The sequence below is a fragment of the Enterobacter sp. JUb54 genome (assembly GCF_014298075.1).
In the GTDB taxonomy this organism is placed as follows: domain Bacteria; phylum Pseudomonadota; class Gammaproteobacteria; order Enterobacterales; family Enterobacteriaceae; genus Klebsiella; species Klebsiella lignicola.
The window spans coordinates 1,488,171-1,510,108 of the sequence record NZ_CP060418.1 but is presented as its reverse complement, the minus strand read 5'-3'; the positions used below and the strand labels follow the sequence as shown (position 1 = coordinate 1,510,108).

The window sequence follows — 21,938 nt, the reverse complement described above, 5'->3', positions numbered from 1 at the left end:
TTGGTCATTCATTCCAATAATATATGGTGCCCGATAAATGCCGAAGATCCCGATACCTGCGCTCTCCCTGTTGATTAGCATGTCCTTCGTTATGCAAGGATGTTCAACCCCGACGCCAGGCGGAAGCGAACGTGGAAGTGAAACGCGCCCGTTACTCACCGCCGCAGAAGCGAGCGCCTTTACCCAGGCGAACTATTTTGCGCGCGGCGGCTTATTAGCATCTCCTGACGGCCCGTGGACGCCGTCGCCGGAGGTACTGAAAGCACAGGACACGCCGTGGCGGGTGGCCCACAGCGGCGCCCCGTACACCAGCGTTCAGCAGGCGTTAAATGCCGCACTCCGCCAGCAGGCAGGCGATCGCCAGCGCATTACCATTCGGGTGGAGCCGGGCGTCTACCACGAAACGGTCTATATCCCGGCCGACGCGCCGCCGGTCACCATCTACGGCAGCGGGGCCGATCCCCAGGCGGTGAGAATCGAACTGCCGCTGGATTCACAATTCTCGCCGCAACGCTATCGTCAGGTGGTTAACGCGCAGCAGCAATACCGTCCGGGAGATCCAGCCTGGTACCAGTACGCGCTGTGCGCCGAGCGGACCACCCCGATGATTGGTACCAACTGCGCGGCGGTGATGTGGGCGCAAAGCGCCGATTTTCAGCTGGCGAATATCAGCATCGTGAACAGCTTGCTCGACAACGTCGATGGCGGAACCCACCAGGGCGTGGCATTGCGCACCGATGGCGACCGGGTCCAGCTGCAGAACGTCCGCCTGCTGGGGCGTCAGGATACCCTCTACCTGAATACCAGCGATCAACGTAACGCCGCCGTCACCGACCGGATCAGCCGGGTTTATATCAAAGACAGCTACGTCGAAGGGGATGTTGATTATGTCTTTGGTCGGGCGAATGTGGTGTTTGATCGGGTGCATTTCCATACCGTCTCTACGCGTCACTCGCCGGAAGCCTATGTGCTGGCGCCCAACACCTTGCCGGACAACCCCTACGGTTTCCTGGTGCTGAACAGCCGCTTTACCGGCGATAGCGGCTATCAGGGGGTGTTTAAAGCGAAGCTGGGGCGCGCCTGGGATCAGGGAGCAGGGAAGACCGGTTATCTGCCGGGCAATACCGCCAATGGCCAACTGGTGATTGCGCACAGCACCATTGACGGCAGTTACGATAAGCTTGCGCCGTGGGGCGCTGCCGCAACCACGTCGCGACCGTTCCGCGGCACTATCGCCGCAGAACGTCAGCTGAATGATGTGGCCTATAACCGCCTATGGGAATTTGCTAACCACACGCAGCCGGAATGATTAAAACGGCAGTTCGCGCGGGCGGGTCTGCAGGGTTATCCAGCGCAGTTCGGTAAACTCAGCAATGCCTGCCCGACCGCCGAAGCGCCCGTAGCCCGAAGCTTTACAGCCGCCAAACGGCATCTGGGCCTCATCGTGCACGGTGGGGCCGTTAATATGGCAGATACCGGTTTGCAGCGCCTGAGCCACGTTCCACGCCCGGGCGCTGTCACGGCTGTAGACCGCAGACGAGAGCCCGTATTCGCTTTCGTTAGCGACGTCCAGCGCCTCTTGTTCACTCCTGACGCGAATTATCGCTTTCACCGGCCCGAAGGATTCTTCCTGCCAGATACGCATCTCGCGGGTGACGCCATCAAGCAGGGTGGCCTGCATCTGTGGAGAGTCGGCCTTACCGCCGGTTAACAGCCGCGCGCCTTTTGCCAGCGCATCGTCAATCAGTGCATTACAGCGCGCCACGGTTTTCATATCGACAACCGGGCCTATCAGCCCGGCGGGCAGGGTTGCCGCCCGGCGGCTCAATAGCGCGATAAACGCCTCGGCAATAGACTCATCGACGATGATCCGCTCGGTCGACATACAGATCTGCCCGGCGTTGGCAAAGGCCCCGAATATTGCCCCGGCCGCCGCCTGGTCGAGGTCGGCGTCGTCGAGCACCAGCAGCGGGGCTTTGCCGCCCAGTTCAAGCACCGCCGGCTTCAGATACTGACCGCAGGTACGGGCGATAATACGGCCTACTGCGGTGGAACCGGTGAAATTGACCCGACGCACCGCCGGGTGGGCGATCAGCGCTTCGACCAGCGCCGGGGCATCTGCCGGAGCGCAGGTCAGATAGTTCACCACTCCGTCCGGTAACCCGGCTGCCGCCAGCGCGTCGACGATCAGCGCCTGGCTGGCGGGGGATATTTCTGCGCCTTTAAGGATCACCGTGTTTCCGCAGGCCAGCGGCGTGGCAATGGCGCGGGTGGCGAGGATCAACGGCGCATTCCACGGCGCCATGCCCAGCACCACGCCAGCGCCCTGACGCACCGCCATCGCCAGATTGCCCGGCACGTTTGAGGCAATGACCTGGCCCTCGATCTGGGTGGTGAGGGCGGCCGCTTCACGCAGAATATCGGCCGCCAGATGGACGTTAAAACCGGCCCAGTGGGCCGTGGCGCCGGTTTCTGCCGCCATGGCGGCGATAAACTTCGCCTCGCGCAGCAGTAGCTGTTCCGCCGCTTCCAGCAGCAGACGGCGTCGCTCAACTGGCGCCGTGTCACGCCATTGCGGGAAGGCCGCTGCTGCGGCCTCGACGCTGCGTCGGGCATCGGCAAGGCTTGCCGCAGAGGCGACAGAAGCGGTCTCTTCGCTCAGCGGATGGTGGCGGCTGAAAGTGGCCTGGCCTTCGGCATCGTGCCATTGGCCGTTGGTGTATAACGTGCAGGTTATTGTCATGGGAAGCCTCACTGGTCTGCGATTTTCCGAGTGTACCGGGTGGCGCAAGCGTGCGGTAAAAGCAGGGCGGTTATCGCACGTTTTTTTCCCGGTTTTGTAGGCAGTTCACAACTTCTGCGAACCGGAGGGAGGGGTTGCTGAATTAATCAACGAAAACACCGCATTGCGCATAACCTGATGCCAATTGATTATTTGCCGGTTGGATCATGCTGTGCTGTTATACCCGTCATACTTCAGGCTGCATCTGTGTTAGCTGGTTCTGTGAGCCTTTATGCAGCCTGAATTATTTAGGATACATTTAATACACATATAACAAATTGATAAGGTTTATAACCATGTCTACAGGGAAAACGTTACTTGCGCTGGCATTAAGCGCATTACTACCGGCGGGTGCCGCATGGGCGGCCGGGAACGATACGCTGGTTTATTGCTCTGAAGCTTCACCGGAATCTTTTAACCCGCAAATTGCCAGCTCCGGCCCCTCTTTTGTTGCCAGCTCTCAGGTGCTGTATAACCGCCTGATTACCTTCGATCCGCTGAAAAACACGCCGGTTCCGTCGCTGGCGACCGCGTGGACCGTTTCCCCGGATGGCAAAACCTGGACCTTCACCCTGCGTCAAGGCGTGAAGTTCAACAGCAACAAATACTTTACGCCGACCCGCGATTTTAACGCCGATGACGTGCTGTTCTCCGTGCTGCGCCAGCAGGATGCCAAACATCCGTACCACAACGTGTCGCAGGGGCAGTATGAATATTTCCACGACGTCGGTCTGGATAAGCTGATTAAAGAAGTGAAAAAGGTCGACGACTACCACGTCCAGTTTGTGCTGGCGGAGCCGAATGCCGCCTTCCTCGCCGACTGGGGGATGGATTTCGCCTCTATTCTTTCGGCGGAATATGGCGACGCCATGCTGAAAAAAGGCACGCCGGAGTACGTCGATACCTGGCCAATTGGCACCGGGCCTTACGCGCTGCAGCAATATAAAGTCGACTCGTTGATTCGCTATATTGCCAACCCGCATTACTGGGACGGCGAGGTGCCGACAAAACACCTGATCTTCTCTATTACCCCGAACGTCGAGACGCGTCTGGCGAAGCTGCAAACCAACGAATGCCAGATTATCCCGGCGCCGTCGCCGGTACAGTTCCCGGTCATCAAAGGGAATAAGGATCTGGCGCTACATTCGGTTGAAGCACTCAACGTCGGCTACCTGGCATTTAATACCGAGAAAAAACCGTTTGATAACGTGCTGGTGCGTCAGGCGCTGAATTACGCCACCGACAAACAGGCGATCGTCCGCGCGGTATTTTTAGATTCTGGCGCCGTCGCCAAATCGCCGCTGCCGGCAAACATGCTCGGCTATAAGAAAGATCTGCCGGATTACGATTACGATCCGCAAAAGGCTAAAGCATTGCTGAAACAGGCGGGGCTGGAAAAAGGGGCCGAAGTGACCCTGTGGTCAATGCCGGTGCAACGGCCGTACAACCCCAATTCGCGGCGCATTGCTGAAATGATCCAGAGCGACTGGAGCAAAGTGGGCATCAAGGCCAACATCGTGACTTATGAATGGGGCGAATACCTTTCCGGCATGCGCAAAGGGGAGCACGACAGCGCGCTGTTTGGCTGGATGTCGGACAACGGCGACCCGGACAACTTTGCCGGCACCCTGTTGAGCTGTGATAATATTAAGACCGGCTCTAACGTGGCCCGCTGGTGTGATAAGTCCTATGACGCGCTGGTGAAAAAAGCGATTCTGGTCAGCGACCCGCAGCAGCGTGCCGCACTGTATGGCCAGGCGCAGGAGATCTTTTACCAGCAGGCACCATGGATCACTCTGGCAACAGGCAAAACCTTCTACGCCACGCGCAGCAACGTCACGGGCTATAGCGTGAGCCTGATGGGCAGCGATTTTTCGAAAGTAAAACTGAATTAAAGCGAAAGGAGAACAGAATGGCGCATCTGGATGACGTTATCGCCCGCGTGGATGCGGCGATTGCCGAAGGGGTCATCACCCATATGAATGAACTGCTGATCGCGCTTAGCGATGACGCTGAGCTGAGCCGCGACGAGCGCTTTACCCAGCAGCAGCGGTTGCGCACCACCATTGCACATCACGGGCGTCAGCACCATGAAGAGCAGGAGGCGCGCCGCGAGCAGTTAAACAAGGGTGGCGCCATTCTCTGACCGACCGCCTCAGAACTGGCGTCTGGCTACCAGCCAGGCGCCTGCTACCAGCATCACTGCGCCGCACAGCGGCCCCAGCAACGCCCGCCATGGCACCCCGTGCGCGCGGATAATATCGATGACTAATCCACCCACCAGCTGGCTGGCGATCAGCACCGCAATGGTGGTGGCCGCGCCGACGTTTTGATAGCCGCTGATGCTGGCGAAGACAAAAAATGACCCCAGCAGGCCCGGGATCAAGGTCCACCATTTGATACTGACCGCCAGCTCCTGAAATCCTGCGGCCCCGTGGCGCAGCATCAGGATCGTCACGAAAATAACAATCCCGACCAGCGAGTTAAGCAGCATGGCGATCAGGATAGTGGACGCCGACTGGGTGATGCGCACCATCAGGGTATTCTGCACCACCAGCCCGATGCCTGCGGCAATCAGGCAGGCAAGGGTCAACGACTGGTTCATGCACTGCCGTCCGGATCGCGGCGATCGTCAAGCTGCAGCTGCATAAAGGTCAGATCCAGCCAGCGACCAAATTTAGTCCCCACCTGCGGCATCTGCCCGGTAGTGACAAACCCCAGCGTTTCATGGAGATGCAGCGAGGCCTGATTTTGCGCTTCGATCCCGGCCACCATCACATGTTTATTGAGCCGACGGGCTTCGTTAATCAGCGCTACCAGCAGGGCGCGGCCCAACCCTTTACCCTGATGATCGGGGTGCACATAGACCGAATGCTCTACGGTATGTCGAAAACCGTCAAAAGCGCGCCAGTCGCCAAAAGAGGAGTAACCGGTAACCACACCATCTTCTTCGCTGACCAACACCGGAAAACCGGCCAGCTGCCGGGCTTCAAACCACGCAAGGCGGTTATGGGTATCGACGGTTTTATCATTCCAGATAGCGGCGGTGTGCAAGACCGCGTGGTTGTAGATTTCGGCGATCGCAGCGCAATCTTCTTTGCCAGCGTAACGAATGGACATAGCAGACCTCAGTAACTGTTCACTATAGTAGTACGACATTATTACAATACTGTACGTGACGCTGTCATCTGTTTTAGCGAAAAATTTCTTATCCCGTTCAATGTAAGGGCTTGCGAGCAATGAGACAGGCTAAGGATTTCGGAGGACATCATCTTGTTGCGGGTCAATTCATACACTATAGTACTACGCTATGAACACGACTGAAGACAATATGAATCAGCGCATTAGCGCACGCATACGCATCGAACGCGAATCTCGCGGCTGGTCGCTTAGTGACCTGGCCGAGCGTGCCGGTGCCTCTCGGGCGATGATCCACAAGATCGAGCGCGGTGAAAGCAGCCCGACGGCCTCGATGCTCGGGCGGCTTTCCGGCGCCTTTGGCATCAGTATGTCCACCCTGATCGCCAGAGCGGAGATGCAGGAAGGGAAACTGCTGCGTTTTGCCCAGCAGCCGGTCTGGCGCGATCCGCAAAGCCACTATCTGCGGCGCCACGTCTCTCCGCGCAGCGATCTGCCGATCGATCTGGTGCAGGTGGAGCTGCCGGCGGGCAGCGACGTGCCGATGCCGGCGGCGTCATACGCGCTGGCGCGCCAGCTTATCTGGCTGCAGCAGGGGGAGCTGGTTTTTGTCGAGGGCGCCACCCGGCATGAGATGCGGGCCGGCGACTGCCTCGAACTGGGGCCGCCAAACGACTGCCGGTTTATCAATGAATCCAACGCATCCTGTACCTACCTGGTGGTGCGGTTAAATCAATCTGCCTCATAATGCCAATGTGCGCGGCGCCAATTGCGACTAGCCTTGGTACAGGCTTTTAACTGGAGGAGTTTGCTATGGCTTTTCATCCACAGCGTCATCGTCGACTGGTGCTGGCTTCCCGCCCGCACGGCGAACCGACCGGGGATAATTTCCGTCTGGAAGAGGGCGATGTGCCGACCCCAGGCCCAGGCCAGCTACTGTTGCGCACGGTGTATCTGTCATTGGATCCCTATATGCGTGGCCGGATGAGCGATGCGCCATCCTATTCGCCGCCGGTGGAGATTGGCGCGGTGATGGTCGGCGGTACGGTGAGCCGTGTTGAAGTCTCCCATCACGCTGATTTTAAAGCTGGTGAATGGGTACTGGGCTATAGCGGCTGGCAGGACTATGAACTCTCCGACGGGAGCGGGCTGGTAAAGCTGGGCACCGACCCGCAGCATCCTTCCTGGGCGCTGGGGGTACTCGGCATGCCTGGGTTTACCGCCTATATGGGGCTACTGGATATCGGTCAGCCGAAGGCCGGTGAAACGCTGGTGGTGGCTGCCGCGACCGGGCCAGTAGGCGCCACGGTCGGGCAGATTGCCAAACTCAAAGGCTGCCGTACGGTGGGGATCGCCGGGGGCAGCGAAAAATGTCGCTACGCGGTGGAGACGCTCGGGTTTGATGTTTGTCTCGATCACCATGCGCAAGATTTTGCCGCCCAGCTGGCTGCGGCCTGCCCGCAGGGGATTGATATCTACTATGAAAACGTCGGCGGTAAGGTGTTTGATGCCGTTCTGCCGCTGCTCAATACCTCGGCGCGCGTGCCGGTCTGCGGCTTAGTCAGCGGCTATAACGCCACCAGCCTGCCGGAAGGGCCGGATCGTCTGCCGCTGCTGATGGGGACGCTGCTGAAAAAACGCATCCGCATGCAGGGTTTTATCATCGGTCAGGACTACGGCCATCGTATTGCTGAGTTCCAGGCTGAAATGGGCCGCTGGGTGCAGGAAGGTAAAATCAAATATCGCGAGCAGCTGATCGATGAGCTGGAACGTGCGCCCGAGGCGTTGATCGGCCTGCTGAAGGGTAAGAACTTCGGTAAAGTGGTGGTCCGCGTTTCGCCCGACGATTAACTTCGCGTCACGCTTTGCAAAACGACGATAAGCAAAACCCGGATAACGCCAGCTATCCGGGTTTTTTAGTGTTATCCCCCGGTGGCGCTGCGCTTACCGGGGAGATAAAAGCGTTACTCGAACCGCCAGGCGAGGTTCAGGCCGACGCCGTAGTTACGCCCTGGTGCTGGCTCGTAGTAGCGACCGTTGGACTCGTTAACGATAACCGAACCGACGTAACTGCGGTCAAACAGGTTGTCGATGCGGCCGAACAGATCCATATCCATCTTGCCGTAGCTCCATTTATACCCGGTGGTGAGACCGACTACCGTCCATGATGGCGCTTTGGCGGTGTTCTCATCGTTGGCCATAATATCGCTCATATAGCGGATATCGCTGCCGGCGTACCAGCCGCGGTCCGGCTGATAGCCGAATGAGGCGTACCCCATATTGCGCGCGATGCCCGGAATCCGATTGCCGTTGCAGTTGCTGTCGTCACAGACGTTGGTGCGGTAGGTCGCATCCAGCCACGTCCACGCGGCTTTCAGGCGCCAGTTCTCAGCAAACTGCTGATCCAGCCCCAGCTCCAGCCCCTGGCGGCGCGTCTTACCGGCGTTCTTATAGCTGGTACGCCCGCCGCTGCTGGCATCCACCACAATCTCGTTATCGGTATTGGTCTGGAACAGGGCCGCGGTAAACAGTCCGTTGCCGATCCGCGTCTTGCTGCCGATCTCGACCGTTTCATTGGTCGACGGCTGCAGGCCGAAGTTGAGGCCGCTCTGGTTATCCGAACGGTAGGAGAGCTCGTTAATGGTCGGCGTTTCAAAGCCGCGACCGGCGGAGAGATAGACGTTCCAGGCATCGGTCACCGCGTACTTCAATGAGCCTGCCGGCAGCCATTTGTGGTAGCTGGCCTCGCCGCTGTCATCGCCATTGCCAGTCGTAATGTACTGATCGTTGGAGTCGAACCACACCGAACTGTAGCGCACCCCGGCATCGAGGGAGAGCTTCTCCGTCAGCTGCCACTGGGTCTGCAGATAGGGATCGAGGTTCCACATCAGGTTACGTTCATTGCGACGCAGGCTGCCTTCTTCGCCGTACTGCGGCGCGCCGTTGACCATCACATAGTTTTCATACCCTTTGCGGCGCTCGCTCATGTTTTCATAGTCGAGCCCGGTGGTGAAGGTGACCGGCACCAGCAGTTCGCCGCGGTGGGTCCAGCGGGTATCAATGCCCTGATAATGGCGCGTCAGATCGATAACCCCGCCGGCATGGGTTGGGTTGAGCTGCGGCGCCCGGGGAATTGACTGATACTGTGTGGTCTCGCGCTCCCCGGCATACATCATGACGCTCAGGTCATCCTGCTCGCTGAGCGCTCTTTCGTAGCGCAGCCCCGCCTGGGTCTGTTTCGTCGATTTACGGGTGTTGTACTGGTCGCCACGAGGCGACTGGCGCGGATTACTCTGCCACTCGTCGTAGCTCAGCCCGCCGGCGTCATTGGCTTTGATATCCACGCTGTTAAACAGCAGGGTCAGCTTGCTGACATCATTGATGCGCACGCCGAGCTTAGCGTTGGCCAGGTTTTTACGGGCGCCGCTGTGGTCGCGATAGCCATGGGTGGTGAAGCGGTTGGTCGAGACGGTGTAATCGACGTCGCCGGCGTGGGTTCCGTCGCCGACGGACCCGGTCGCCTTCAGGCCGTAGTGCCAGGTTCCGAAACTGCCGTAATAACTGCTGGCTTCGATGGTCGGCGGCTGGCTGCCGGTCTGGGTCGACACATTGATCACCCCGCCGGAGGAGTTGCCGTACAGGGCAGAGAAGGGCCCGCGCAGGACCTCAAGGCTCTCCACGCTGCCAATATCAATATTCGAGGTTTGCCCCTGGCCGTCGGGCATCGTGGCCGGAATGCCGTCAACGTAGATCCGCAGTCCGCGCACGCCGTAGGTTGAGCGGGAACCAAAACCGCGAATCGATAATTGCAGATCCTGGGCGTAGTTCTGTCGGTTCTGCACCTGCAGCCCCGGCACCGCACCCAGCGACTCGGAAAGGTTCACCCGTGGGGCGGCCTGGCGCATCTCATCCCCGTTAACCACGCTGACGGCGGCGGGGGTATCAAGTTCGGACACCGTGGTCGGTGCGGCGGTGACGACCATGGTTTGTTCGTTGCTCTCGGCCAGGGCAAAGAGAGGTAACAGGAGGGCAGGAAGCGCAACCGTGCGCACGGAAAGGATTTTCATGACAGCTACTCGTAAAACGAACCAAACGGAACATATGCGCACATGTTAATCCTTTTGTAATTTTTTGAAAATTATTAACGGCATTTTAGTTAAATAATGGCACCGAATGGCTATTTTCGCGTCGTGGATGCAGAAATAGCGCTCCACTTTACCTCAAATAATGATTACTATTCGCATTTGAAAATAACGCAAAGCCATGACTTTGCATCACGGAAGCCATGTTGAGCAGGCACATAGTTGTTTTATCAAAGGGAGTCGTCATGTCATTACGTCATCTGTCCGCGCCGCGTCTGCGCCGTTCACTGCTGTTAACCTCTTTACTGCTGGCGGGGAGCTTTAGCGCTCATGCGGCAGACGAAATGCTGCGCAAGGCTGTGGGTAAGGGCGCATACGAAATGGCTTACAGCCAGCAGGAAAATGCACTGTGGGTCGCTACGTCACAAAGCCGCGCGCTGGATAAAGGCGGGATTGTTTACCGTCTGGATCCCACCACCCTCGAAGTTACCCAGATCATCCATAACGATCTGAAGCCGTTCGGCGCGACCATCAACACCACCACGCAAACGCTGTGGTTTGGTAACACCACCGACAGCACCGTCACCGCAATTGATGCGAAGACCGGTGCCGTGAAAGGCCGTCTGGTGCTCGACGACCGCAAACGCAGCGAAACCGTGCGCCCGCTGGCGCCCCGTGAGCTGGCGGTCAATGAAAAAACCAACACCGTCTACATCACTGGTCTGGGTAAAGAGAGCGTGATCTGGGTTGTGGACGGCGACAAGCTGACCCTGAAAGATACCATCACCAATACCGGCGCCATGGCTACCGGCCTGGCGGTAGATGCTGACGCCAAGCGTATTTACACCACCAATGCCGATGGCGAACTGCTGACCATCGACAGCGACAGCAACAAAATCATCAGCCGCAAAAAGCTGCAGGATGACGGCAAAGAGCACTTCTATCTGAACCTGAGCCTGGATACCGCCGGTCACCGCGCCTTTATCACCGACGGCAAACAGCCGGAAGTTCTGGTAGTCGATATCCGCGATGGCAAAGTGCTGCAGAAAATTGCCGCGCCGGAATCGCTGGCGGTGCTGTTCAACCCGACGCGTAACGAAGCCTATGTGACCCATCGTAAAGCCGGTGAAGTGAGCGTGATTGACGGCAAAACCTACAAGGTCGTTAAAACCTTCAAAACCCCGACTCACCCGAACAGCCTGGCGCTCTCCGCCGACGGTAAAACGCTGTACGTCAGCGTGAAGCAGGAATCCAGCCGTCAGAAAGAAGCCACCCAGCCGGATGACGTTATCCGTATAGCGCTGTAAATCGTTATTGAGGAGGGGGCAACCCCTCCCACCCGCCTGAATCACCCTCTGTTACAATCACCGATTGGCCTGATGAATGTAATGACATTACAATCAATACTTTCCCCGCCGTTGCGGGGCGATGGTTATCATTCCGGAGGAAGTATGAATAAGCCATTTATGGTGCTGTGCGCTGGCGCGATGCTGGCACTGCTCGCAGGTTGTAGTTCAAACTACGTCATGACAACGAAAAGTGGGCAGACCATTGTGACTCAGGGCAAGCCGCGTCTGGATAAAGACACCGGTATGACCAGCTATGTCGATGAATCTGGCAACCATCGCCAGATTAACAGCAGCGAGGTGTCGCAGCTGGTGGAAGATAATTAAGTGACAGCAGGTGGTTTGCCCGTTTCCGGGCAAACCACACCAGGTTTATTTCTGTAACGTCTGCACGCCAGGCGCTTCGCTATGAATAGCATGAACGCGTTTGCGCACGCCAAACCAGCCAGCCACCAGCACTACCGCAATCAGCGGAATCGAACCGATGGTATAGGTACCGTTCGGGTAATCGAAAGCCATCAGCACCAGCACGCTGAGCAGGAACAGCAGGGTCAGCCAGGAAGTAAACGGCGCACCCGGCATTTTAAAGCTCACATCCGCCGCTTTACCTTGCTTAATCGCCTGACGCAGTTTCATCTGACACACCACGATAAAGGCCCATGAGGCGATAATCCCCAGCGATGCCACGTTCAGCACGATCTCAAACACCTGCGACGGCACCAGATAGTTCAGAAACACCCCGAAGACATACACCACCAGCGTCGCCAGAATCCCGGCGTACGGCACGTGATGACGGCTCATCTTCGACATGAACTTCGGCGCAGAACCGCCCATCGACATCGAACGCAGAATACGCCCGGTGCAGTACAGGCCGGAGTTCAGGCTGGACAGCGCGGCGGTCAGCACCACGATGTTCATCACGCTACCGATGTACGGCACGCCCAGCTTCGTGAAGAAGGTAACGAACGGACTTTGCCCGGCCTGATAGGCATTCCACGGCAGCAGCAGCACCAACAGCACGACTGAACCGACGTAGAACAGGCCGATACGCCAGATCACGCTGTTGATTGCGCGCGGCACTACGGTCTGCGGATCTTTACACTCACCAGCGGCGGTACCCACTAATTCGATAGAGGCAAAGGCGAATACCACGCCCTGAACCAGCACCAGCGCCGGCATCAGTCCGTGCGGGAACAGGCCACCGTTATCGGTGATCAGATGGAAACCGGTGGCGTTGCCGTCCAGCGGCTTACCGCTGCCGAGGAACACCGTCCCCACCACCAGGAAGGCGACAATCGCCAGCACTTTGACCAGCGCAAACCAGAACTCCATTTCGGCGAACCACTTCACGCCGATCATGTTCATGGTGCCGACGATCGCCAGCGCGCCGAGGGCGAAGACCCACTGCGGGACATCGCCGAAGGCACCCCAATAGTGCATATACAGCGCTACGGCGGTGATATCGACAATCCCGGTCATCGCCCAGTTAACGAAGTACATCCATCCCGCCACGTAGGCCGCTTTTTCACCTAAGAATTCGCGGGCATAGGAGACGAAACTGCCGCTGGAGGGGCGATGCAATACCAGTTCGCCGAGGGCGCGTAAGATAAAGAATGAGAACAGGCCGCAGACCAGATAAACCAGCGCCAGGGCTGGCCCGGCCATCTGTAAACGCGCACCAGCGCCGAGAAACAGACCGGTACCGATAGCCCCGCCGATGGCGATCATCTGTACCTGACGGTTGCCCATCGCTTTGTGATAACCCGCTTCCTGAGAGTTTAGCCAGTGACGCTTGGCGGCGTGATGTTCCGCCGTTGTGTTTTGCTTAGTATTCATTGTGGTACCCATTTTCCTGTCAATGTCCATGAGTGGTTCTGCGCACTGCGTAGACGCAGTACGTTATGCTGGCTTTCCCATCATTCTGACGTAGGAGATAAGCAGAGCATGGCGCAGCATCCTACACGTAACGAGATAGTCACGCACGTAAAACATCACTGCACCGCACTTGCTTAAATATCAATGAGTTCAACGACGAAGGTGTGCTAACAGCAGGCTAAAGGCGGTGGTATGTTGCCGACGCCCGGGGTAATAGAGGTGATATCCGGAGAAAGACGGGGTCCAGTTTTCCAGCACCCGCACCAGCCGTCCCTTGGCCAGCGCCTCTTCGACGCTGTCCTCAGGAACGTAGGCCAGACCCAGCCCCGACTCAGCGGCGTCGATACGCTGCGGGAGGCTGTTTAAGATGATTTGCCCCTCGACGCGCACGCGTACTTCGCGGCCATCCTGCTCAAACTCCCAGGCATAAAGCCCGCCGAGGGTCGGCAGACGCATATTGATGCAGCGATGCTGTTCGAGATCGTGAGGGGTCTGCGGGGTACCATAGCGCTGCAAATAGCCCGGGGAGCCGATCACCGCCATGCGCATATCGGGGGCGATACGCACGGCAATCATATCTTTGGCCACCTGTTCGCCGAGGCGAACCCCGGCGTCAAAGCGGCCATCAACGATATCGGTCAGGCCGTTATCCACGGTAATTTCGATATTGATATCCGGGTACTGCAGCATGAAGGTTTTCAGCGCCGGCCACAGCAGGGCGCTGGTGGCATGCTCGCCGGCGGTCAGGCGAATGTTACCCGCAGGCTGGTCACGGGTATCGCGCAGGGCGGCCAGCTCCTGCTCAATCTCCATCAGATGCGGGCTCAGACGCTGGAACAGCCTTTCTCCCGCTTCCGTCGGGGCGACGCTGCGGGTCGTGCGGGAAAGCAAACGCACGTCGAGGCGGGATTCGAGATTGCGCATCGCGTGGCTGAGGGCCGACTGAGATATCCCAAGCTGGGCAGCTGCGCGGGTAAAACTGCGCTCGCGGGCCACCACCATAAACGACAGCAGGTCGTTAACGTTATCTTTTAACATCGGTTTTCCAGATTAATGAATTCTGCTCATGGTTTCTCTCTTATTTTGTAGTCTAATCAGCGCCGTGGTTTTTCGCTACTTGCAACACACCGCGCATGGTGAGAGGAACGATGATGAAGATGACTCGCAGCGGCTCGCTACATCCTGAAAAGAGCCGATGAAGACCGGCCAGCACCACATTTTTGCCGGTGAGCTAATAGCGCGCATCTCCCTTCCAGGCTAGAATATTCGGCCGCAAAAATGGCCGGGAGACAGCCATGAAAATCAACATAGTGGGTACCAGCGGCTCGGGCAAATCGACCCTGGCGCGCCGGCTGGCGCAGACGCTATCGGTTCCCTGTATTGAGATGGACACCCTGTACTGGCAGCCGCACTGGCAGGGCACGCCGGATGACGCTTTCTTTGACAAACTGGCGGCGGCCATCGACCGCCCCGACTGGGTGCTGGACGGCAACTACAACCGCAGCCGCCCGCTGAAGTGGCGTGACGTCGACATGGTCATCTGGGTTGACTACGGCTTCTGGCGGACCCTCAGGCAGGCCGTTTTCCGCGCCGTTTCCCGCGCGCGTTCACAGCAGGAACTGTGGCCGGGTACCGGCAACCGCGAAAGCTTCCGCCGCTCCTTTTTTAGCCGCGAATCCATTCTCTGGTGGACCATCACCACCTGGAAAAAGAACCGCCTGCGTTATCAAATGGATATGGCCGACCCGACCTGGCAGCACATCCGCTTTATTCGTCTGCGCGACCAGCAGCAGACCGAGGCCTTCGTGCGTCAGCTACAGCAGCAGTTTGCCGCGCACCCGGCGCCAGACTGATCCGCCGACAGCGGCAGGCGCAAAGCCTGTATATCTATTTTCCGGCAGAGCACATGTAAATAAATTGTTTCTCAACGACCGCGGCTGATTCTAATAATGCAGGCATGTTAGTTAATACGAGCCTGCGAAATGTCTTATCGAATCAGTATTCTGGATAAAAGTCCGCTGGCGGCGGGGGAAACCGCTGCACAGGCGCTGACGCGTACATTAACGTTGGCGCAACAGGCAGAAACCTGGGGCTATCACCGCTTCTGGGTTGCCGAACATCACAACACCGATCAACTTGCCAGCCCGTCACCGGAAGTGGTGATCGCCTGGATCCTCGGCCAGACCCGGCAGATTCGCGTCGGATCCGGCGGCGTCATGTTGCAACACTACAGCCCCTATAAAGTGGCGGAAAACTTTAATCTGCTGGCCGCGCTTGCCCCGGGTCGCGTAGACCTGGGTGTGGGTAAAGCGCCGGGCGGTCTGCCGCTATCAACCCGGGCGTTGCAGCAAGGGGTTCACGCCGAAGAGAAAGGGACCTTTGCCGACAGCCTCGCCCAACTGGATAACTGGCTGTCGCTGACGGAGGACACCGGCGAAGAGAGCCTGCGTGCGACGCCGGTTCCTCCACGCCGTGCCGACGGCTTTCTGCTGGGTGCCAGCCTCGAAAGCGCGGAACTGGCCGCCCGGTTGGACTGGCATTTCGTGTTTGCCGCCCACCTGAACGGCGACAAAACCCTGCTGCGCGATGTGCTGACCCGCTGGCGAGCCCTGAGCCGTCGCCAGACCATCGTGGCGGTGCAGGCGATCGTTGCCGCAGACCGGGCCACGGCGCTGGCGCTGGCAAAACAGGTCGAGGTGTGGGGCGTGGAGCTGGAAAACGGCCAACGGGTGACCGTCGGGAGCGAGGCCCAGGCGCTGGCCTTTGCCCGCCAGGCCGGAAGCCCGCCGACGCACATTGCCCGTCGGGAATCATCGCTGCTGGCCGGCACCGCCGACGAGGTGAAAGCCCGGCTCGATGCGCTGCACGCCGCCTGGCAGATCGACGAATTTATTATCGATACCCCAGTGAGTGAAGGGCAGGCGCGGCTGGATTCGCTCCGCCTGCTGGCTCAGGCCCACCATCGCACGGAGGTGCTGTCATGAGTTTTGAACAACAACTGATTGGCTGGCGCCGCGAACTGCATCAGTTCCCGGAACTCTCGCTGCAGGAGGTGGCAACCACCGCCCGCATTCGCGACTGGCTGGAAAGCGGCGGCCTGCGGGTGCTGCCCTACGAACTGAAAACCGGGCTGGTGGTAGAGGTGGGCCGCGGTGACAACATCATTGCTCTGCGGGCCGATATCGACGCTCTGCCCATTGAGGAGAACAGCGGGTTGCCTTACCGCTCGCAGCACGAAGGGGTGATGCACGCCTGCGGCCACGACATTCACACCAGCGTGATGCTCGGCGCCGCGCTTTTGCTGAAAGAGGCGGAAGCGCAGCTGCCAGGTCGGGTACGGGTCCTGTTTCAGCCCGCAGAGGAGAACTTCGGCGGCGCGAAAACGCTGATTCGTGCCGGAGCGCTGGAAGGCGTGCGGGCGATTTTCGGCATGCACAATGAACCCGGTCTGCCGCTGGGCGAGTTTGCCACCCGCGGCGGCGCCTTCTACGCCAACGTCGACCGATTTGTGTTTAAGGTGACCGGCAAAGGCGCGCACGCCGCGCGTCCCCATGAAGGCAAAGACGCGATTTTGCTGGCCAGCCAGCTGGTCACCGTGCTGCAAAGCGTCGCCAGCCGCGAGGTGAATACCCTCGATTCGGTGGTGCTCAGCGTGACGCGGATTCAGGGCGGAAATACCTGGAACGTGCTGCCGGAAAGCGTTGAGCTGGAGGGCACCTTACGGACCCACAGCAGCGAGGTACAGCAGCGCGTGAAGGCGCGGGTCAGCGAGATCGCCGCCGGGTTTGCCAGCGCCTTTGGCGCCCAGATTGATGTGTTCTGGTATGCCGGCCCGACGGCGCTGGTCAATGATGACCGCTGGGCGGCGTTTGCCAGCGAGGTCGCTGCAGAATCCGGCTACCGCATCCATGAAGCCGATTTGCATATGGGGGGCGAAGATTTCGCCGTCTATTTGCAGCATATTCCCGGCGCCTTTGTCAGCATCGGCAGCGCCAGTGAATATGGCCTTCATCATCCGGCCTATAACCCGGATGATCGCTTAATTGCCCCGGCGGCCCGTTATTTCGCGGCGCTGGCACAACGGGCGCTACAGCAGAGTTAAACGCTGTTTATCGCGCCCTGTCAGGGCTATTTAGCCAGGGCTCATGCAATTTGAAATATGACCGGTAAATTCATAAAAGGGGTTGTTATGTCTGAAAATCGGCAATTGCGCCTGGGCACCATATTACACGGCGCATCAGGAAATATGTCCGCGTGGCGTCATCCGGCCGCTCAGGCCGATGCCAGTATTAATTTTGACTTCGTCAAACAAACGGCATTAAAAGCGGAAGAGGGAAAGCTGGACTTTATATTTGTCGCCGACGGTTTATATATTAATGAAAAATCTATCCCGCATTTTTTAAACCGTTTCGAACCCCTGACGGTATTATCGACGCTGGCGGCGGTGACCCGCCATCTCGGGCTGGTTGGTACCTTATCGACCTCCTACAGCGAGCCTTTCACCACCGCGCGGCAGTTTGCCAGCCTCGACCATTTGAGCCAGGGACGCGCCGGCTGGAACGTGGTGACCTCGCCGCTGGAAGGCTCGGCAAAGAACTTCTCCCGAGCGCAGCATCCTGATCATGCGCTGCGCTATCGCATCGCCGATGAATATTTACGAGTGGTGAAAGGGCTCTGGGACTCCTGGGAGCAGGACGCGTTTATCCGCAATAAAGCCACCGGCCAGTTCTTTGATAACACCAAACTGCACACCCTTGACCATCACGGTGATTTTTTCCAGGTCGCCGGTCCGTTAAATATTGCCCGCACGCCGCAGGGCCGTCCGATTATCTTTCAGGCCGGCGCTTCGGATGACGGCAAAAAACTGGCGGCAAGCCACGCCGACGCTATCTTCACCCATCAGGCCACCCTGGCGGAAGCTCAGGTATTTTATCGCGATGTGAAACGCCAGCTGGCGGAGCACGGGCGCCAGGCGGATCAGCTGCACATTTTCCAGGGCGTCAGCGTGATTGTCGGCGACGATGCCGACGACGTGGAACAGCAATACCAGACCACCGCCGCGCTGGTGTCGATCGACGATGCTCTGAACTACCTCGGGCGTTATTTCGAACACCACGACTTTAGCCAGTATCCGCTGGATGAAGCGTTCCCGGATATTGGCGAACTGGGCAAAAACAGCTTCCGCAGCACCACCGATGAGATCAAACGTAACGCCCGTGAACGGCATTTGACCCTGCGCCAGGTGGCGCTGGAGGCCGCCAGCCCGCGCCCGCTGTTTTCTGGTACGCCAGAAGAGGTCGCCGACGGTCTGCAGCAGTGGTTTGAACAGCATGCGGCGGACGGTTTTATCATCCAGGGCGGCACCCCGGACACCTTCCCGCGCTTTGTTGACCGGGTGGTGCCGGTACTGCAGGCACGTGGGCTGTTCCGTAATGAATATCCCGGCACGACCCTGCGCGAGAGTCTGGGGCTGGCGCAGCCCGTCAACCAATTCCAACAATAAAAACAGAGAACACCGCTATGCAGAAAAAGTCACTTTTACTGGCGCTTGCGCTGGCCTTTAGCGCCCCGTCATGGGCACAGGACGTCAACATTAACGGCACCGGCGTGAGCCTGGCCGCCAATAAAGCGCCGATCCACACGGCGAAAAACCCGCAGGCCATTGCGCAGCTGCCGGCGAATTATCACTTCGCGGTGCCGGGCAAACTGACCGTGGCGGTGGCGGCGCTGAACTCGCCGCCGCTGACGGTGTTTTCCGACGATAACAAAACCCTGCTCGGCAGCGAGGTGGATATCGCCCGCCTGGTGGCCGACAGCCTGGGGCTGGAGCTGAACGTCGTCCCAACCTCCTGGGAAGACTGGCCGCTGGGGGTGGCCTCCGGCAAATATGATGCCGCGATCAGCAATATTACCGTCACCAAAGAGCGCAAAGAGAAATTCGATTTTGCCACCTACCGTAAGGACTCGTTAGGCTTTTACGTCAAAAGCACCAGCCCGCTGCAGCACATCGACAAAGCGGAAGATATTGCCGGGCTGCGCATTATCGTCGGCTCCGGGACTAACCAGGAGGCCATCCTGCTGGCGTGGAACGCTGAAAACCTGAAGAAAGGGCTGAAGCCCTTTACCCCGGTCTACACCAAAGACGATGCCGCCCAGACGCTGGCGATCCAGTCCGGCCGCGCTGACGCCTTCTTTGGCCCCAACGTGATTGGCGCATGGAAAGCGGCGCTGACCGGCAAAACCAGGCCGGTGGGCAGCGTGGATGGCGGCTGGCCGAAAGCGGCGCATATCGCGGTCACCCTGAAAAAGGGCGGCGGCCTGGTGGAACCGGTACAGACGGCATTGAACGGCGTCATTAGCAACGGCGACTACGCCAAAGTGCTGAACCGCTGGGGCGAAGGGGTCGAGAGCATCCCGCAATCAGAAATTAACCCGGCCGGTCTGGGCGACTAACAGGAGGCAACATGAGCGACGCATTCCGCGATATCTCCCCCGAAGCACCGGAACTTCAGCCGATTATTAACGGCCTGTTCGCTGAATATGCCGCGCGCTATGGCGACTACTTTTCCCGTGACGCGGAGGTTGAGCTGACCGAATGGTATCTGGCGCCGCAGGGGCTGTTCATCGTCCTTGAACGCGACGGCGAGATCATCGCCACCGGGGCCTATAAGCCAAAAGATGCCCACACCGCGGAGATCAAGCGTATCTGGACCCACCACCGTCTGCGCCAGCAGGGGCTGGCGGTAAAAGTCGTGCAGGAGCTGGAGCGGCGGGCCGTGCTGGCGGGTTACAGCCACATTTATCTGACAACCGGCTTTCGCCAGCCGGAAGCGGTGAAGCTCTATCTGAGCCAGGGATACGACGCCCAGTTTGACCTGACGCGCAACCCGGAAGAGTACAGCCAGCCGCCGTTTGACGGACGGCTGCGCTTCAGCAAAGCGCTGGCGGTCAGCGCCCTGAGCCAAAGCGCCTGAGGAGGCCACATGACGCATTCGGAAACGATAAAAGTGGTTCCGGCGCGCTACCCACTGCGCGCCGTCGGGGCGCTGCTGGCGCTGCTGGTGCTGGCGGGCGTGGTGCAGTCGGTGGCCTTTAACCCGCGCTGGGAGTGGGCGGTGTTTGCCCGCTGGTTCTTCGACCCGGTGATCCTTGAAGGGCTGGGGCAGACCCTGCTGTTGACGCTGATCGGCACTGTCCTCAGCGTGCTGTTCGGCGGCGTGCTGGCGCTGGCCCGGCTCTCTTCCTCCTGGTTGTTGAGCAGCCTTGCCTGGGGCTATATCTGGCTGTTCCGTTCGCTGCCGCTGATAGTGGTGCTGATCATTCTCTACAACTTTTCCTATCTGTACGACACGCTGTCGATTGGCATCCCGTTTACCGCCTTTAGCTGGGGGAGCTACCAGACCATCAACGTACTGGGGCAATTTTCGACGGCGGTGGTCGGGCTGACCCTGGTGCAGAGCGCCTACACCGCCGAGATTATTCGCGGCGGTTTCCTTGGGGTTGATCACGGGCAGTATGAGGCCGCGGCGGCGCTGGGGCTGCCGGCATGGCGCCGCACGCTGCGGATTATTCTGCCGCAGGCGCTGCGGACGATTTTGCCCGCCGGCTTTAACGAAATTATCAGCCTCGCCAAAGGCACGGCGATGGTCTACGTGCTGGCGATGCCGGAGCTGTTTTACACCATTCAGATGATCTACAACCGTACCCAGGAGGTGATCCCGCTGCTGATGGTCGGCGCCGTCTGGTACCTGGTGATCACCAGCGTGCTGTCAGTGATTCAGTATCTGGTGGAACGCGCTCTGGCCCGCAGCGAACGCCGCTCGGCGGTGAACTCGCCGCGTCGTCGGCAGCTTCAGGAAACCGCCCCGCAGCCGCAGCAGAAACCGCAGGAGGCCATCCATGCCCAACTCTCTTAACGGCCATATTTCGATTACCGGGGTCAGCAAGTACTTCGGTCGCCACAAGGCGCTGGACGATGTGTCGCTGGAGATCCCTCCCGGCACCGTCACGGTGATCCTCGGCCCTTCCGGGTCTGGCAAGTCCACGCTGCTGCGCACCATTAACCATCTGGAGCGGGTAGATGAAGGATTTATCCAGATTGACGGGGACTATATTGGCTACCGCCGCGAGGGCGACAAGCTGTATGAACTGAAAGAGAAAGCGATTCTGCGACAGCGCGTCAACGTCGGCTATGTCTTCCAGAACTTCAATCTGTTCCCGCACCTGACGGTGCTGGAAAACCTGATTGAAGCGCCGATTGCTCACAAGCAGGCGACCCGCAAAGAGGCGATAGCCCGCGCCTATGACCTGCTTGATGTGGTGGGCCTGCGCCACAAGGCCGATGCCTGGTCGCGGCATCTCTCCGGCGGGCAGCAGCAGCGCATCGCCATTGCCCGGGCGCTGGCCCTCAAGCCGAGAGTGATTCTGTTTGATGAACCGACCTCGGCGCTCGATCCTGAGCTGGTGGGCGAAGTGCTCGACGTGATTAAAAAGCTGGCGCGCTCCGGCACCACGCTGGTGGTGGTAACCCACGAAATCGGCTTCGCCCGCGAAGTGGCCGACAAAGTGGTGTTTATGGTGGAGGGCAAAATCATCGAACAGGGCAGCAGCGATGAGGTGCTCAACCATCCGCAACATCCGCGAACGCGGCAATTTTTATCGAAGGTGCTGGCATGAAAACAAGGACAAGTGTGTTGGCGCTCGCCGCCATTTCAA

Annotated in this window: 19 protein-coding genes and 1 pseudogene; 14 read left to right on the top strand and 6 right to left on the bottom strand. The window is 58.9% G+C overall.

The annotated features are described in order from the left end of the window. Positions 1-37 precede the first annotated feature (37 nt). Complete coding sequence (locus tag HF679_RS06900; protein ID WP_154143757.1) at positions 38-1,309, top strand: putative acyl-CoA thioester hydrolase; 1,272 nt, start codon at positions 38-40, stop codon at positions 1,307-1,309. On the opposite strand, the gene HF679_RS06895 is transcribed toward HF679_RS06900, so the two are convergent. Continuing rightward, the gene (locus HF679_RS06895) at positions 1,310-2,743 is read right to left on the bottom strand and encodes an aldehyde dehydrogenase (protein WP_187042771.1); all 1,434 of its coding nucleotides are present in this window, start codon (positions 2,741-2,743) and stop codon (positions 1,310-1,312) included. It abuts the gene before it with no gap. Between the two features lie 335 nt (positions 2,744-3,078). Here HF679_RS06895 and HF679_RS06890 point away from each other — a divergent pair, with 335 nt between their 5' ends. Further along, entirely contained in the window at positions 3,079-4,677 is a 1,599-nt protein-coding gene (locus HF679_RS06890; RefSeq protein ID WP_187042770.1) for an ABC transporter substrate-binding protein, read from the top strand. A gap of 17 nt (positions 4,678-4,694) precedes the next feature. Next, positions 4,695-4,928 carry a YdcY family protein gene (locus HF679_RS06885; RefSeq protein WP_123754200.1) on the top strand — a complete coding sequence of 78 codons (234 nt, stop codon included), beginning with the start codon at positions 4,695-4,697 and terminating at the stop codon, positions 4,926-4,928. A gap of 9 nt (positions 4,929-4,937) precedes the next feature. On the opposite strand, the gene HF679_RS06880 is transcribed toward HF679_RS06885, so the two are convergent. Both HF679_RS06880 and HF679_RS06875 read right to left on the bottom strand, forming a co-directional pair. Further along, a complete protein-coding gene (locus HF679_RS06880; protein ID WP_123754201.1) occupies positions 4,938-5,387 on the bottom strand; it encodes a DMT family transporter in 450 nt (149 codons plus the stop codon). Continuing rightward, a complete protein-coding gene (locus tag HF679_RS06875) occupies positions 5,384-5,902 on the bottom strand; it encodes a GNAT family N-acetyltransferase (RefSeq protein ID WP_123754202.1) in 519 nt (172 codons plus the stop codon). The genes HF679_RS06880 and HF679_RS06875 overlap by 4 nt, the downstream gene beginning before the upstream one ends. 190 nt (positions 5,903-6,092) lie before the next feature. Between HF679_RS06875 and HF679_RS06870 the strand changes: the two genes are divergently transcribed. Together HF679_RS06870 and HF679_RS06865 are read left to right on the top strand one after the other, a co-directional pair. Next, positions 6,093-6,668 carry a helix-turn-helix domain-containing protein gene (locus HF679_RS06870; protein WP_123754203.1) on the top strand — a complete coding sequence of 192 codons (576 nt, stop codon included), beginning with the start codon at positions 6,093-6,095 and terminating at the stop codon, positions 6,666-6,668. Positions 6,669-6,733: 65 nt separating this feature from the next. Further along, positions 6,734-7,771, top strand: coding sequence for an NADP-dependent oxidoreductase (locus HF679_RS06865; RefSeq protein ID WP_123754204.1), 1,038 nt, complete (start codon positions 6,734-6,736; stop codon positions 7,769-7,771). A gap of 113 nt (positions 7,772-7,884) precedes the next feature. Here HF679_RS06865 and pqqU read toward each other — a convergent pair whose 3' ends face one another. Next, positions 7,885-9,987, bottom strand: a complete 2,103-nt coding sequence (gene pqqU, locus HF679_RS06860; protein WP_187042769.1) for a TonB-dependent receptor PqqU — start codon at positions 9,985-9,987, stop codon at positions 7,885-7,887. A gap of 260 nt (positions 9,988-10,247) precedes the next feature. On the opposite strand from pqqU, the gene HF679_RS06855 reads away from it, so the two are divergent. After that, positions 10,248-11,309, top strand: coding sequence for a YncE family protein (locus HF679_RS06855; protein ID WP_123754205.1), 1,062 nt, complete (start codon positions 10,248-10,250; stop codon positions 11,307-11,309). A gap of 144 nt (positions 11,310-11,453) precedes the next feature. After that, complete coding sequence (locus HF679_RS06850) at positions 11,454-11,675, top strand: YgdI/YgdR family lipoprotein (RefSeq protein WP_123754206.1); 222 nt, start codon at positions 11,454-11,456, stop codon at positions 11,673-11,675. Between the two features lie 45 nt (positions 11,676-11,720). Here the strand turns inward: HF679_RS06850 and ansP are convergent, their stop codons facing one another. After that, on the bottom strand, positions 11,721-13,184 hold the full coding sequence (gene ansP / locus HF679_RS06845; protein WP_123754207.1) for an L-asparagine permease: 1,464 nt from the start codon (positions 13,182-13,184) through the stop codon (positions 11,721-11,723). Between the two features lie 189 nt (positions 13,185-13,373). Continuing rightward, entirely contained in the window at positions 13,374-14,261 is an 888-nt protein-coding gene (locus HF679_RS06840) for a LysR family transcriptional regulator (RefSeq protein WP_154143762.1), read from the bottom strand. Positions 14,262-14,518: 257 nt separating this feature from the next. Here HF679_RS06840 and HF679_RS06835 point away from each other — a divergent pair, with 257 nt between their 5' ends. The 7 genes and pseudogenes from HF679_RS06835 to HF679_RS06800 all read left to right on the top strand — a co-directional run bounded on the left by HF679_RS06835 (position 14,519) and on the right by HF679_RS06800 (position 21,899). Further along, positions 14,519-15,076, top strand: a complete 558-nt coding sequence (locus HF679_RS06835; RefSeq protein WP_123754209.1) for a (d)CMP kinase — start codon at positions 14,519-14,521, stop codon at positions 15,074-15,076. Between the two features lie 129 nt (positions 15,077-15,205). Then, the gene (locus HF679_RS06830) at positions 15,206-16,207 is read left to right on the top strand and encodes an LLM class flavin-dependent oxidoreductase (protein ID WP_187042768.1); all 1,002 of its coding nucleotides are present in this window, start codon (positions 15,206-15,208) and stop codon (positions 16,205-16,207) included. Further along, positions 16,204-17,325 carry an amidohydrolase gene (locus HF679_RS06825; protein ID WP_187042767.1) on the top strand — a complete coding sequence of 374 codons (1,122 nt, stop codon included), beginning with the start codon at positions 16,204-16,206 and terminating at the stop codon, positions 17,323-17,325. The genes HF679_RS06830 and HF679_RS06825 overlap by 4 nt, the downstream gene beginning before the upstream one ends. An 87-nt stretch (positions 17,326-17,412) precedes the next feature. After that, positions 17,413-19,676: pseudogene (locus HF679_RS24850) on the top strand (NtaA/DmoA family FMN-dependent monooxygenase). Between the two features lie 11 nt (positions 19,677-19,687). Beyond that, positions 19,688-20,197, top strand: coding sequence for a GNAT family N-acetyltransferase (locus HF679_RS06810; RefSeq protein ID WP_123754214.1), 510 nt, complete (start codon positions 19,688-19,690; stop codon positions 20,195-20,197). A gap of 9 nt (positions 20,198-20,206) precedes the next feature. Further along, positions 20,207-21,139 (top strand): amino acid ABC transporter permease, encoded by a 933-nt coding sequence (locus HF679_RS06805; protein WP_123754215.1) that lies wholly within the window; start codon positions 20,207-20,209, stop codon positions 21,137-21,139. Next, positions 21,123-21,899 (top strand): amino acid ABC transporter ATP-binding protein, encoded by a 777-nt coding sequence (locus HF679_RS06800; RefSeq protein WP_123754216.1) that lies wholly within the window; start codon positions 21,123-21,125, stop codon positions 21,897-21,899. Before HF679_RS06805 ends, HF679_RS06800 begins: the two co-directional genes overlap by 17 nt. Positions 21,900-21,938 lie beyond the last annotated feature (39 nt).